The organism is Mycobacterium ahvazicum (assembly GCF_900176255.2).
Lineage (GTDB): Bacteria > Actinomycetota > Actinomycetes > Mycobacteriales > Mycobacteriaceae > Mycobacterium > Mycobacterium ahvazicum.
Map to the genome: position 1 here is coordinate 1,455,016 of NZ_FXEG02000002.1, position 14,643 is coordinate 1,469,658.

General features: G+C 67.4%; 8 protein-coding genes. 7 read left to right on the forward strand and 1 reads right to left on the reverse strand.

What is annotated here, in order from left to right; genetic code table 11:
• Positions 1–65: 65 nt before the first annotated feature.
• The 6 genes from MAAFP003_RS09100 to bla all read left to right on the forward strand — a co-directional run bounded on the left by MAAFP003_RS09100 (position 66) and on the right by bla (position 12,938).
• Positions 66–6,599 (forward strand): PPE domain-containing protein, encoded by a 6,534-nt coding sequence (locus MAAFP003_RS09100; protein ID WP_096286252.1) that lies wholly within the window; start codon positions 66–68, stop codon positions 6,597–6,599.
• Between the two features lie 123 nt (positions 6,600–6,722).
• Positions 6,723–6,992 carry a 30S ribosomal protein S15 gene (rpsO, locus tag MAAFP003_RS09105; protein ID WP_096290998.1) on the forward strand — a complete coding sequence of 90 codons (270 nt, stop codon included), beginning with the start codon at positions 6,723–6,725 and terminating at the stop codon, positions 6,990–6,992.
• A 333-nt stretch (positions 6,993–7,325) separates the two neighbouring features.
• Complete coding sequence (locus MAAFP003_RS09110; protein WP_096286254.1) at positions 7,326–9,602, forward strand: polyribonucleotide nucleotidyltransferase; 2,277 nt, start codon at positions 7,326–7,328, stop codon at positions 9,600–9,602.
• Complete coding sequence (locus MAAFP003_RS09115; RefSeq protein WP_096290999.1) at positions 9,580–10,962, forward strand: M16 family metallopeptidase; 1,383 nt, start codon at positions 9,580–9,582, stop codon at positions 10,960–10,962. The genes MAAFP003_RS09110 and MAAFP003_RS09115 overlap by 23 nt, the downstream gene beginning before the upstream one ends.
• 59 nt (positions 10,963–11,021) lie before the next feature.
• On the forward strand, positions 11,022–12,050 hold the full coding sequence (locus tag MAAFP003_RS09120) for a nitronate monooxygenase (protein ID WP_096286256.1): 1,029 nt from the start codon (positions 11,022–11,024) through the stop codon (positions 12,048–12,050).
• A 6-nt stretch (positions 12,051–12,056) separates the two neighbouring features.
• Entirely contained in the window at positions 12,057–12,938 is an 882-nt protein-coding gene (gene bla / locus MAAFP003_RS09125; RefSeq protein WP_423790867.1) for a class A beta-lactamase, read from the forward strand.
• 3 nt (positions 12,939–12,941) lie between these two features.
• Here bla and ald read toward each other — a convergent pair whose 3' ends face one another.
• A complete protein-coding gene (gene ald, locus MAAFP003_RS09130) occupies positions 12,942–14,057 on the reverse strand; it encodes an alanine dehydrogenase (protein WP_096286258.1) in 1,116 nt (371 codons plus the stop codon).
• 68 nt (positions 14,058–14,125) lie between these two features.
• On the opposite strand from ald, the gene aldR reads away from it, so the two are divergent.
• The gene (gene aldR / locus MAAFP003_RS09135) at positions 14,126–14,641 is read left to right on the forward strand and encodes an HTH-type transcriptional regulator AldR (protein ID WP_207768492.1); all 516 of its coding nucleotides are present in this window, start codon (positions 14,126–14,128) and stop codon (positions 14,639–14,641) included.
• Positions 14,642–14,643 lie beyond the last annotated feature (2 nt).

Here is a 14,643-nt window from a genome sequence, read left to right on the forward strand (position 1 = left end):
CCGTGTTAGTTTCGCAGCGCGGGCTTTTTTGGGCTGATACCGACGCGCCGACTGGGGGACTTGTCGTGGATTTTGGCTTGCTTCCGCCTGAGATCAATTCCGAGCTGATGTACACCGGCCCCGGGTCGGGGCCGATGCTCGACGCCGCGGCTAACTGGGACGCGGTGGCCGCACAATTGGAAGCCGCTGCGGCGGGTTACTCGTCCGAAGTCTCGGGGCTGACCGGTTCGGCGTGGTCCGGCCCGTCATCGCTGGCGATGTCCGCGGCGGCCGAGCCCTACGTGGCCTGGCTAGAGACCAGCGCTGCCCAAGCGGCCCAAACCTCGGCCCAGGCATACGCGGCCGCCGCGGCGTACGACGCCGCGTTCGCGATGACGGTCCCGCCGCCGCTCATCGCGGCCAACCGGGTGCAGTTGATGACGCTCGTCGCCACGAACTTCTTCGGCCAGAACACCTCGGCGATCGCCGCGACCGAAGCCGAGTACGCGCAGATGTGGGTCCAAGACGCCACCGCCATGTACGGCTATGCCGCCGACTCCTCGGTCGCCGGCGACTTGACCTCCTATGACGAGCCCCCGCAAAGGACCAACGACAGCGGGCAGGATGCTCAGGCCCGTGCGGTGGCGCAGAGCGCGGCCGACTCCGCGAAGGCCGAGACCCAAAACCTGACCCAGCTGGCACAACCCGCCGCCAACGGCGGAACCGTTGATGCCGGGGGAAACCTCACCATCGGGTGGCAACAGACCGTGACCATCGGCTCCGGCGAAACGGTCACCGTCGGTCCCGGCGGGACGTACACCTCGATCACCGTCCAAGCCGGCGGCACCCTGATCAATAGCGGCACCCTGACCGTCAACACCGGCGGCAGCCTGGCGGTTCAGACCGGCGGTACCCTCACCAATGCCGGTAGCCTCACCGTCAACGGCGCCCTCACCAACGGCGGTCTCCTTACCAACGCGGGCACGCTCACCGTGAACACCGGGGGAATCCTCACCAACACCGGCACCCTGACCATCAGTCCCGGTGGCGTTCTCACCAACAGCGGCACCCTCTCCGTCAGCAGTGGGACCGGCATTCTTACCAACAGCGGCAGCGTTACCAACATCGGCAATATCACCGTCGTCGGCAACAGCAATCTCAACATCAGCTCCGGTGGCACCATTTCCAACAGCGGCACTATCACCGTCAACAGCGCCGGCAATCTGGCCAACGGCGGCACCCTGACCGTCAACAACGGCGGCCTCATCAATCTGTCCGACACCGGCACCCTGACCAACACCGGCACGCTCACCAACAACGGCACCGTTACGGTCGGCGTCGCAAGCAACGTCACGGTCAACGGCGGCACGCTCGATAACGCCGGCGTTCTCAATATCAACTCCACCAGTCAGCTCGCCGTCAACGCCGCTGGCACCCTCAACGTCCAGAGCGGTGGCAGCCTCACCATCAGCCAGAACGCCACGCTCACCGACGCTGGCACGCTGAACGTGAACGGCGGCGTGCTCAATGACTACGGCACCCTCAGCGTCCCGACCGGCGGGACCCTCAACGACGCCGGCACAGTCAACGTCTTCAACGGCTCTGCCATCAACCCCACCGGCGCAGTGCTGACCGACACCGGCACCCTGAATATCCAAGATGGCGGCACTCTCAACGTCTACCAGGGCACCAGCGCCGCTTCGGGCACATTCACCAACCCCGGCACGCTCACCGACGCCGGCGCGCTCAATGTCCAGGCCGGCGGCACCCTCAACAACGCTGGGACCTTCAACGTCAATCACGGGGCCACCCTTGCCAATAGCGGCACCGTGAACGTCCAGGGCGGTGGCACCCTCTCCGACGCGGGCACGATCACCGTCGACAACGGCGGGACCCTTGCCGACAGCGGCACCCTGACCGTCCAGTCCAACGGCGCCATCACGGTTAACGACGGCGGCGCCGTCACCATCAACACCGGCGGCAGCCTGACCGACGCGGGCACGCTCACCGTCAACGGCAGCCTCACCGACAGCGGCACCCTGGCCGTCCCATCCAACGGCACCATCACGGTTAACGACGGCGGCACCGTCACCGTCAGTACCGGCGGCGCACTCAACGACTCCGGCGCCCTCACGGTTAACGACGGCGGCACCGTCACCGTCAGTAGCGGCGGCTCTCTCAGCGACCCCGGAACCGTGACCGTCCAAACCGGGGGAACTCTCAATGACGCCGGCACCCTCGTCGTCTACAACCACGGCACGCTGACTGTCCAAAGCGGCGGCACGCTCAACGACGCCGGAACCCTGACTGTCCAATCGGGCGGCACCCTCAACGACGCCGGTACCGTCACCGTCAACAACGGCGGCACGCTCACCAACGGCGGCGTCCTCACGGTCGGCAACCACGGCACCCTGACCGTCGAAACCGGTGCCACCCTGAACGATGCCAGCACGCTGACCGTCCAATCCGGCGGCACTCTCAACGACGCCGGCACTCTGATCGTCAATAACCAAGGCATCCTTAACGTCCAAAGCGGCGCCGCCCTGAACGACTCCGGCAGTTTGAACATCTACACCGGGGGCGTTCTTAACGACGCCGGCACCGTCACAATCCAAACTGGTGGCACGCTCAGCGATGTCGGCACCCTGACGGTCCAATCGGGCGGCACGCTGAACGACGCCGGCACCCTCCTCGTCTACAACCACGGCGTCGTGACTGTCCAATCCGGCGGCACGCTGAACGACGCCGGCACCCTGACGGTCCAAAGCGGCGGCACCCTGACCGACAGCGGCACCGTGACCGTCCAGAGTGGGGGTGCACTCAACGACGCCGGCACCGTCACCGTCAGCACCGGCAGCCCCCTCAACATCGACGACGGCGGCAGCCTCACGGTCAACTCCGGCGGTGTGCTGACCAACAGCGGCACCATTACCGACGCGGGCGACCTCACCGTCAACGCCGGCGGCAGCCTCAACGACGGCGACATGCTCGGCCTGAAGCCGGGCACTCTGACTGTCGCCGACGGCGGCACCCTCAGCGACTACGGCAGCATCAACATCTATTCGAACAGCGCCCTGACCATCGATACCGGCGGCACCGTCACCGACGGCGGCACGCTCAACGTCAGCGGCGGCACGCTTACCGACGGCGGCACCCTGACCGTCAGCAACGGCGGCATCCTTAACAACAATGGCACCGTCGCGATCAGCAATGGCGCCATCCTCACCAACAACGGCACGCTGACCGACGGCGGGACGCTGACCATCGGCCCCGGTGCCACTTTGACCGACGAGGGCACCCTGACCGTTTCCAGCGGCGGCACCCTGACCGACGGCGGAGTCCTCACCGCCAACGGCAGCCTCGTCGTCGACCCCGGCGGCACCGTGACCGTCGATACCGGCGGTTACGTCATCGTCAACAGCGGCGGTACGCTCACCGACGCGGGTTCCCTGACCGTCGACAACGGCGGCTCGCTCACGGTCGCTCACGGCGGGATCCTCACCGACAGCGGCACATTCACCAACAGTGGGGCCATCTACGACTCCGGCACGCTCAGCGTTACCAACACCGGCACGCTCGAAGACGCCGGCAGTCTCAACATCCAGTCCGGCGGCGCTTTCACCGTCGAGTCCGGCGGCACCGTCACCAGTGACACCGGCGGGTTCATCGAAGTCGCACAGGGCGGCAGCCTCTCCAACGGCGGCGTCCTGACCAGCAACGGCACGCTTCTCGACTCCGGAAGTGTCACCAACGCCGGCCAATTCACCGTCAACGGCGGCCTGAACGTCTACACCGACGCCAGTTTCACGAACAGCGGCACCCTTACCAACCTCAACAGCGGTAGCAACTTCACCGTCTACGGCACCCTCACCAACAGCGGCACCCTTACCGACGCCGGCGTATTCGACAACGAAGGCGTCCTCGCCAACAACGGCAGCATCATCGTGCAATCCGGCGGCAACTTCCTCGACGACGGCATCCTGACCAACGAAGGAGCCGTCGCCATCGACCACGGGGGCACCTTCTACGTCTCCGCCGGGGGCACCCTCAACGACGGCGGCACGATCACCAGCAGCGGCAACCTGTACAACGCCGGGACTTTCCACGTCGCCGACGGCGGCACTCTCACCGTTGACACCGGCGGCTTCCTCGACGACAGCGGCACCCTCGCGGTCAACGACGGCGGCGCCCTGACGGTCAACTCCGGCGGCGACCTCTACATCGAAACCAGCGGCATCCTCAACGACGGTGGGATGTTCACCGTCACCGACGGCGGTACCGTCACGGACCTGGGCACGTTCAGTGTCGACTCCGGCGGCACGCTCACCGTCGACCACGGAGGCTCCCTCGCCGTCGGCCACGGCGGCGCGTTCCTCGACAGCGGCACCGTCAACGACTTCGGTACGTTCAACGTCACCGACGGCGGGACCGCCACCATCGACCCCAGTGGGACCCTCACGGTCGACCCGGGCGGCATCCTCACCGTGAACCACGGTGGTGTCCTCTCCGATAGCGGCAGCCTCAGCGCGTTCCCCGGCGGCACCATCAACGACGACGGCGTCCTCACTGTCAACGCCGGCGGCACCATAACCGTCGACGACTCGGGCGCGCTCACCGTCAGCAACGGCGGCACCCTCACCGTCGCCGACGGCGGCTTCGTCACCGACGGCGGCACTCTCACCGACTTCGGGAGCCTGACGATCGACTCGGGCGGCAACATCAACGTCATCGCCGACGGCAGTCTCGTCTCCGAGAACGGCGGCGTCGTGACCGACGGTGGCATGCTCACGGTCAACGACGGCGCCACGCTCACCCTCGGCGACGGCGGCAGCCTCACCGTCGTCGACGGGGGCACTCTCGCCGACGCCGGCACGGTGACGGTCGACCTTGACGGCAATCTGATCGTCAATTCTCAAGGCATCCTCACCGTCAGCGACGGCGGTGTGCTCGTCGACTACGGCACCCTCACCGATAGCGGCAGCCTGACCGTCGACTCCGGTGGCGTGCTGTCCACCGACGGCGGCACGCTCACCGTCGCCGACGGTGGCACCCTCACCGACGGCGGTTTCCTCGGGGTCACCGACGGCGGCACCCTCAACGTCGACTCCGGCGGTGCCGTGACCGTCGGCAACGGCGCCGTGCTCGACCTGAACCCGGGCGCTTCGCTCAGCGACGGCGGCACCGTCACCGTCCAGGCCGGCGGCACCCTCGACGACGCCGGGGTGCTCACCATCGATCAAGGTGGCTCACTGGCCAACAGCGGCACGCTGAACGTCTTCCCCGACAGCGGCCTGAACGACTTCGGCACCTTCACCAACAGCGGCACCCTGACCAACACCGGGACGCTGACCGTCGATGCGGGCGGCACGCTCACCAATGACGGCACCTTCGACGACTTCGGATTTGTCAGCAACAGCGGCACGCTCACCCTCGACCACGGCAGCACCCTCACCGTCTATCCCGGCAGCAGCTTGGACGACTACGGCATTCTCGACAACTACGGCACCCTTACTGTGAACAACGGTGCGCTCACCGACCCCGGGGTTCTCGCGGTTCACGCCGGCGGCGCGCTCAATGACTACAGCCACCTCATCGTGAATCTCAACGGGACGCTGAACGTCGACACCGGTGGCGCTCTCAACGAATACGGGACGCTCACCATCTCCAACGGCGGCATCCTCAACGACACCGGCGTCCTCACCGTCAACAACGGCGCCACGCTGATCGACGCCGGCACGCTCAACGTCGACGCCAGCGGAGTTTTGTCCGACAGCGGCACGCTGACCGTCAGCCCCGACAGCTTCCTGGCGAACGCGGGGACTTTGACGGTCAACCCCGGCGGTGTCCTGACCGATGCCGGCTCGCTGACGGTCGGCCCAGGCGGCCTCCTGGACGACGGCGGCAGCCTGATCGTCGACCCCGGCGCTACCTTCGCCGACCAGGGCGTCGTCGCCGTCGGACCGGGCGGCACGCTGATCGACGCCGGCACGCTCACCGTCGACGGCGGCGCCACATTCGGCGTCGGCGACGGCGGCAGCCTGACGGTCTCCCCGGGCGGCAGCCTCGTCGACGGCGGCATCTTCACCGACGGCGGCACCGTCACCGTCGACGGTGGTGGCAGCCTCGCTCTCGCCGACGGCGGCACCCTCACCGTGAGCGACGGCGCCACCCTCACCATTAGCCCCGACGGCACTATGACCGTCGGCGTGGGCGGCAACGGCGCGACCGCCACACTGGTCGTCGACAGCGGCGGCACCCTCGCCGTCGACGGCGGCGGTTACCTGACCGTCAACGCCGGCAGTTCGGTCCCCATCACCGACGGCGGCAGTTTCACCGTCGGCGTGGGCGACATCATCACCGTCTACCCCGGTGGTTCGTCGGGGCCCACCGGCCTGTTCGGTCCCGCGACCGTCGCGCCCGGGGTGCTGCCGCCGGCAGCGCTGCCGCCGGCTCCCGGGGGCACGGCGGGGCTGCCCGCCTTGGCGGGGGCACCGGGGTTGTCCGGGACCTCGGGCATCCAGCCGCAGCTGGACGCCGATGCGCTGCGCGACGCGTTCCAGGACACTCTTGATGCCCTCGACGACGCGCTCAGGGGCACCCTCGACTTCGTCGGCGACTAGCCACGATTCGGGCCTGGCAGCCCGCGGCTGCTAAACTTCCGGACGACATCGGCGCGTGCTGCGGTTCGCGGCGGCCGTGCCTTGATTGTGAACATTCGCGGACCGATCGATGGAGTTAATTTCGTGGCGCTTACTGCCGAGCAGAAAAAAGAAATTCTGGGCCAGTACGGCCTGCATGACACCGACACCGGATCGCCGGAGGCGCAGATCGCGCTGCTGACCAAGCGGATCGCCGACCTCACCGAGCACCTCAAGGTGCACAAGCACGACCACCACTCGCGGCGCGGTCTGCTGCTGCTGGTCGGTCGCCGGCGCCGGCTGATCAAGTACATCTCGCAGGTCGACGTCGAGCGCTACCGCTCGCTGATCGATCGGCTGGGCCTGCGTCGCTGACGCGGCGCCACCCCCACGTCACTCTGGCGGGCTAAGTTCGCCCATGTAGAGTGGATGCGTTCTGGGCCTGTCTGGCCCGAGCAAATGGTGCGGTCCACGCAGATCCGCGGGTGCCGTTCCAGCGTGTCACTGCGCACGTTCCGAGAGAGCAGCCCAGTCTGTATCGGGCGGTCTTCGGTAGTGGCAGCCGGGCTCCCCGGATCAGGGGCAGGTCGGCCGCTTCGATCGATGGCCGTAGCCGTATTCAGACTTTTCCTTCCGGGAAGCTCTTTGGGCACTCGCGCGTGACGACGCGAAATAGCTGAATACTCAGAGAGGCTGTACGGACACCTAATGTCTGTAGCTCAAATTGATGAGGGCGTGTTCGAGTCGACCGCCACAATCGACAACGGGACCTTTGGTACCCGCACCATTCGCTTCGAGACCGGCCGGCTGGCCCAGCAGGCCGCCGGTGCCGTCGTCGCCTACCTCGACGACGAGAACATGCTGCTGTCGGCCACGACCGCCAGCAAGGCACCCAAAGAACACTTCGACTTCTTCCCGCTGACGGTCGACGTCGAAGAGCGGATGTACGCCGCCGGGCGAATCCCCGGTTCGTTCTTCCGTCGCGAGGGCCGACCGTCCACCGACGCGATCCTGACCTGCCGGCTGATCGACCGCCCGCTGCGGCCCTCGTTCATCTCCGGGTTGCGCAACGAGATCCAGGTCGTCGTCACGATTCTGAGCCTGGACCCCAACGACCTGTACGACGTGCTGGCGATCAACGCCGCGTCGGCCTCCACCCAGATCAGCGGGCTGCCGTTCTCCGGCCCCGTCGGGGGCGTGCGGGTCGCGCTGATCGACGGCCAGTGGGTCGCGTTCCCGACCGTCGAGCAGCTCGAGCGGGCCGTGTTCGACATGGTCGTGGCCGGCCGCATTGTCGGCACCGACGCCGACGGCAAGCCCGACGTCGCCATCATGATGGTCGAGGCTGAGGCCACCGAACGGCTCATCGAGCTCGTCGAGGGCGGCGCCAAGGCGCCGACGGAAACCGTTGTGGCGGAAGGCCTGGAAGCCGCCAAGCCGTTCATCGCGGCGCTGTGCACCGCGCAGCAGGAGCTGGCCGACGCGACCGCCAAGCCCGTCGGTGACTACCCGACGTTCCCGGACTACGCCGAAGACGTCTACTACGCGGTCGCCTCGGTGGCCACCGACGAGCTGGCCAAGGCGCTGACCATCGGCGGCAAGGCCGAGCGCGACGCGCGCACCGACGAGCTCAAGGCCGAGGTGGCCCAGCGGCTTGCCGAGACCTACGAGGGCCGTGAGAAAGAGGTCAGCGCCGCGTTCCGCTCGCTGACCAAGAAGCTGGTGCGCCAGCGCATCCTGACCGATCACTTCCGCATCGACGGTCGCGGCATCACCGACATCCGCGCCCTGTCGGCCGAGGTGGCCATCGTGCCGCGGGCGCACGGCAGCGCGCTGTTCGAGCGGGGTGAGACCCAGATCCTGGGGGTGACCACGCTGGACATGGTCAAAATGGCTCAGCAGATCGATTCGCTGGGGCCGGAAACCTCCAAACGGTACATGCACCACTACAACTTCCCGCCGTTCTCCACCGGCGAGACGGGCCGCGTCGGTTCGCCGAAGCGGCGTGAGATCGGGCACGGCGCCCTGGCCGAGCGGGCGCTGATCCCGGTGCTGCCCAGCGTCGAGGAATTCCCCTACGCGATCCGTCAGGTGTCGGAAGCGTTGGGCTCCAACGGTTCGACGTCGATGGGATCGGTCTGCGCGTCGACGCTGGCGCTGCTGAACGCGGGGGTTCCGCTGAAGGCGCCGGTGGCCGGTATCGCGATGGGCCTGGTCTCCGACGACGTCGAAGTCGACGGTACGACCGAGCGCCGCTTCGTCACGCTGACCGACATCCTGGGTGCCGAGGACGCCTTCGGCGACATGGACTTCAAGTGCGCCGGCACCAAGGACTACGTCACCGCGCTGCAGCTGGACACCAAGCTCGACGGGATCCCGTCGCAGGTGCTCGCGGGTGCGCTGGCCCAGGCCAAGGATGCGCGGTTGACGATCCTCGAGGTGATGGCCGAGGCCATCGACGCCCCCGACGAGATGAGCCCGTACGCCCCGCGGGTGACCACCATCAAGGTGCCGGTCGACAAGATCGGTGAGGTCATCGGGCCCAAGGGCAAGGTCATCAACGCGATCACCGAGGAGACCGGCGCGCAGATCTCCATCGAGGACGACGGCACGGTGTTCGTCGGCGCCACCGATGGTCCCTCGGCACAGGCCGCGATCGACCGGATCAACGCCATTGCCAACCCGCAGCTGCCGACGGTGGGTGAGCGATTCCTCGGAACCGTGGTCAAGACAACGGATTTCGGTGCCTTCGTGTCGCTGCTGCCGGGCCGCGACGGTCTGGTGCACATCTCCAAGCTCGGCAAGGGCAAGCGCATCGCCAAGGTCGAGGACGTGGTGAACGTCGGTGACAAGTTGCGCGTGGAGATCGCCGACATCGACAAGCGGGGCAAGATCTCGCTGGTCCTGGTCGAGGATGACAGCGCAGCCCCCGCTGCCGATTCCCCGGAGACCGCGCCGGCCGATGCCGCGACAGCCAGCAGCTGACTTACCCGGGGCGCGCCCCGGTCGAGTGGGTGCCCTGCGGCGGGGCAAGCACGCCGCCGAGGCTGAACCTGCGCTGCAGGCCACGGTGCGCCGCACCACGTTGCCGGGTGGTCTGCGGGTGGTCACCGAATACCTGCCCGCGGTGCGGTCCGCGTCGGTCGGGGTGTGGGTCGGTGTCGGGTCGAGGGACGAGGGCGCGACCGTCGCCGGTGCGGCGCACTTCCTCGAGCACCTGCTGTTCAAGTCGACGCCGACGCGCACCGCGGTCGACATCGCCCAGGCGATGGACGCCGTCGGCGGCGAACTGAACGCGTTCACCGCCAAGGAGCACACCTGCTACTACGCGCACGTGCTCGACAGCGATCTCGCGCTGGCCGTCGACCTGGTCGCCGACGTGGTCCTCAACGGCCGCTGCGCCGTCGAAGACGTCGAGCTCGAACGTGACGTCGTCCTCGAAGAAATCGCGATGCGCGATGACGACCCCGAAGACGCGCTGGGGGACATGTTCCTCGCGGCGCTCTTCGGCGATCATCCGGTCGGGCGCCCGGTGATCGGTACCGCGCAATCGGTGTCGGCGATGACCCGCGCGCAGCTGCACTCCTTCCACGTGCGGCGCTATACACCCGAGCGGATGGTGGTCGCGGTAGCCGGCAACGTCGACCACGACGAGGTGGTCGCCTTGGTGCGCCGGCACTTCGGATCTCGTTTGGTGCGTGGGCGCCAGCCCATTTCGCCGCGCAAGGGCACCGGGCGCGTGAACGGCCAACCGGGACTGTCGATGGCCAAACGCGACGCCGAGCAGACCCACGTCTTGCTGGGGGTGCGCACGCCCGGACGCGGGTGGGAACACCGGTGGGCGCTGTCGGTGCTGCACACCGCGCTGGGTGGCGGGTTGAGCTCCCGGCTGTTTCAAGAGGTTCGCGAATTGCGCGGACTGGCCTACTCGGTCTACTCCTCGGTCGACATGTTCTCCGACAGCGGCGCGCTGTCGGTCTATGCGGCCTGCCTGCCCGAGCGGTTCGCCGACGTGATGCGGGTGACCACCGAGGTGCTCGAATCGGTGGCCCGCGACGGCATCACCGAGGCGGAGTGCCGCATCGCCAAGGGCTCCATGCGTGGCGGGATCGTCCTTGGCCTGGAAGACTCCAGTTCTCGTATGAGCCGCATCGGTCGTAGCGAATTGAACTATGGCAAGCACCGCAGCATCGAGCACACCCTGCGGAAGATCGATGACGTCACCGTCGACGAGGTCAACGCGGTGGCCAGCCAGCTGCTGACCAAGCGTTACGGCGCCGCGGTGGTTGGCCCGTATGCTTCGAAACGATCACTGCCGCAACAACTTCGGGCGATGGTACGGTAGCTCAATGTCCGTCTTATCACTTCCGCCGTGCCGGCGCTCGTCGTCGCCGGACTAGCCAGATGGTGCTGGGTTTTTGGGATATCGCGGTGCCCATCGTGGGCGCACCGATGTCGGGCGGACCCGGCAGCCCGGCATTGGCGGCGGCGGTGTCCAACGCGGGCGGACTCGGTTTCGTTCCCGCCGGGTACGTCAGTGCCGACCAGTTTGCGCAGGATGTCGCCGCGGCGCGCGCTGCCACCACCGGCCCGCTCGGGGTGAACCTGCTTGTGCCGCAACCCAGTGTCGCCGACTGGGTGGCGTTGGACTATTACGCGGAGGCCCTCGAAGCGATCGCCGAGCACTACCAGGTTTATGTGGGCCGGCCCGAATTCGGGCACGACGACGACTGGGCGCGCAAGCTCGAAGTCGTCGCCGACCTGCGCCCGGAACTGGTGTCGTTCACCTACGGAGTGCCGTCGCCGGATGTGATCCGGCGCTTCGGTGCTCTCGGACTGTTGGTGATGGTGACGGTGACGTCGCTTTATGAAGCCGGGGTGGCCGTCGCCGCCGGCGCGGACAGCCTGGTGGTCCAGGGTCCGAATGCCGGCGGGAACCGCGCCACCTTCGCACCCGACATGGATCCCGGCGGCGAGTCGCTGCATCAGCTGATCGACCGCATCCATCGGGCACATCGCGACGTCCCGATCATCGCCGCGGGTGGCCTGGGCACCGCCGAGGATGTCGCGGGTGTGCTGCGCCGGGGCGCGGTGGCCGCGCAGGTGGGCACCGCGCTGCTGCTCAGCGACGAAGCCGGCACCAGCACCGGTCAACGCGTCGCCATGAAGAATCAACTCTTTTCCAAGACCATCGTCACGCGGGCGTTCTCGGGACGGTATGCGCGCAGCCTGGAGAACGAATTCATTCGCCTGTTCGACAACGTGGCGCCCCTGGGCTATCCCGAGGTGAACCAGATGACGTTGCCGATTCGGGAGGCGGCGACCGAGCGGGAAGATCCCCAGGGCATGAGCCTTTGGGCGGGAACGTCGTTCCGCGAGGCGCAGGCGGGTCCGGTGGCCGACATCGTCGCGAGCCTGAACCCCGACGACTAACCGAGCGTGTCAGAACTAACCCGCCGGCGGTTGTTGGTGGCCGCGATGACGACCCCGGTGCTGAGCGCGTGCGCACCACCCGCACATGCCGATCCGCCGCCGGTCTACGGTCGCCTGGCTGAGCTCGAGCGCCAATACGACGCCTACATCGGCCTTTTCGCGGCAGATCCCGGGTCGGGGCGCACCTGCGCCCATCGCGACGACGATCCCTTCGCGATGTGCTCGACGTTCAAGGTCTACGCCGCGGCGCGGGTGTTGCAGATGGCACAGCACGGCGAATTGGATTTGCAGCAACCGATTTTCATCGATCCCGCCGCGTTACTGCCCAACTCGCCGGTGACCGCGCCGCGGGCCGGCAACACCGTGCCTCTCGCGCAACTGTGCGCGGCCGCGTTGCAGCGCAGCGACAACGTGGCCGCCAACCTGCTGCTGGCGCAGATCGGCGGACCGCCCGCCATCACCGACTTCGCTCGCTCCATTGCAGACGAGCGCACCCGGCTCGATCGCTGCGAGATCGAATTGAACACCGCGATCCCCGGCGACCCCCGCGATACCAGCACCCCGCGCGCGCTTGGCACCGGAGTCCAAAACCTGCTCAGCGGAACGGTTCTGGGTGACGCGCAGCGCCGTCAGCTGGAACAGTGGATGCGCGACAATGTGACCTCGAGCATGCGGGCGGGCCTGCCGCCGGGGTGGACCAGCGCCGACAAGACCGGCACCGGGGACTACGGCAGCACCAACGACGTCGGCATGGTGTACGGGCCGGCCGGGCAGCGCGCGTTGCTGTCGGTGATGACGCGTTCGCGGTCGGCCAACTCTAACGCCGATGCGCTGCGGCCGCTGATCGTCGAGGTGACGAAATCGGTGCTGAGATGGCTGACCGGCTGAGCGTCAGGCCAGCACGCCGACCGGGTCGGTGAACGGCAGGCTCAGGTCGGCGGCCACCCGCTCGGACAGCAGCGCGCCTTCGTGTGTCGAAAGGCCTTTTGCCAGAGCCGGATCCGACCGGCAGGCCTGCTGCCAGCCCTGGTCGGCGAGCCGGAGCACGTACGGCATCGTCGCGTTGGTCAGCGCGTAGGTCGAGGTCTTCGGGACCGCGCTGGGCATGTTCGCCACGCAGTAGAACAGGACGTCGTGCACCGTGAACGTCGGGTCGTCGTGGGTGGTCGGCCGCGAGTCCTCGAAGCAGCCGCCCTGGTCGATCGAGATGTCCACCAGCACGGCGCCTTTTTTCATCTGTGCGACAAGCGAATTCGAGATCAACTTCGGCGCCTTGGAGCCGGGCACCAGCACGGCCCCGATCACCAGGTCGGCGTGTCTGACCGCGCCCTCGAGCTCGTAGGTCGACGAGTAGCGGGTCTGGATACGGCCGGTGAACTCGGCGTCGAGAAGTCGCAGCTTGTCGATGTTGAGGTCGAGCACCCGGACACTGGCCCCCATGCCACTGGCCATCCGGGCCGCGTTGTAACCGGCCGTGCCGGCGCCGATGACCACGACGTCGGCGGGCTTGACGCCCGGCACCCCGCCCATCAATGCGCCGCGTCCGCCCTGCGTCCGCATCAGGTGGTAGGCGCCGATCTGAGCCGACAGCCGGCCCGCGACTTCGCTCATCGGGGCCAGCAGCGGCAGTGCGCCATCGGCGGTCTGCACGGTCTCGTAGGCGATCGACGTTGTGCCGGAAGACAATAGCGCGTTGGTGCAGGTGTCCGACGCGGCCAGATGCAGGTAGGTGAACAGCACCTGCCCGGCGCGCAGCAGCGCGTACTCGGCGGGCATCGGTTCCTTGACCTTGAGCAGCAGGTCGGCATCGGCCCACACCTGCTGGGCGGAGCTGAGCAGCTGTGCACCCGCGGCCTTGAACTCCATGTCGGTGATTGCCGACCCTTCTCCGGCGCCGGCCTGCACCAGCACCTCGTGGCCGCGGTGCGTCAGTTCGGCGACGCCTGCCGGGGTGATGGCCACCCTGAACTCGTTGTTTTTGGTCTCGGTGGGAATGCCGACTCGCATGCCGTCAATTGTGAAGAAAGTTCGGACAAGCGGCAAACAGGCTGATGTTAATTCCATAAGATCGGCGTATGACTGATGAGTCAACGGAACTCGTGGGCCTGGCGGGCGACAGGCCGAAGGATCTTCGGCCCGCCGATCTCGATGCGGTGGACCACAGAATTCTGAGCCTGCTGCACGCCGATGCCCGGATAACCAACAACGCCCTGGCCGAGGCGGTCGGCATCGCGGCGTCCACGTGTCACGGGCGGGTACGGCGGCTGGTCGACCTCGGCGTGATTCGCGGTTTCTTCACCGACATCGATCCGGTCGCGGTGGGAATGCCGCTGCAGGCGATGATCTCGGTGACCTTGCAATCCAGCGCGCGCGGCAAGATCCGCAGCTTCATCCACCAGATCCGGGGGCGCCGCCAGGTGATGGACGTCTATTTCCTTGCGGGTGCCGACGATTTCATCCTGCATGTCGCCGCCCGCGACACCGAGGACCTGCGTTCCTTCGTGGTGGAGAACCTCAACGCCGACGCCGACGTCGCCGGAACTCAGACCTCGCTGATCTTCGAACATCTCCGTGGAGCCGCGCCGATCTAGGC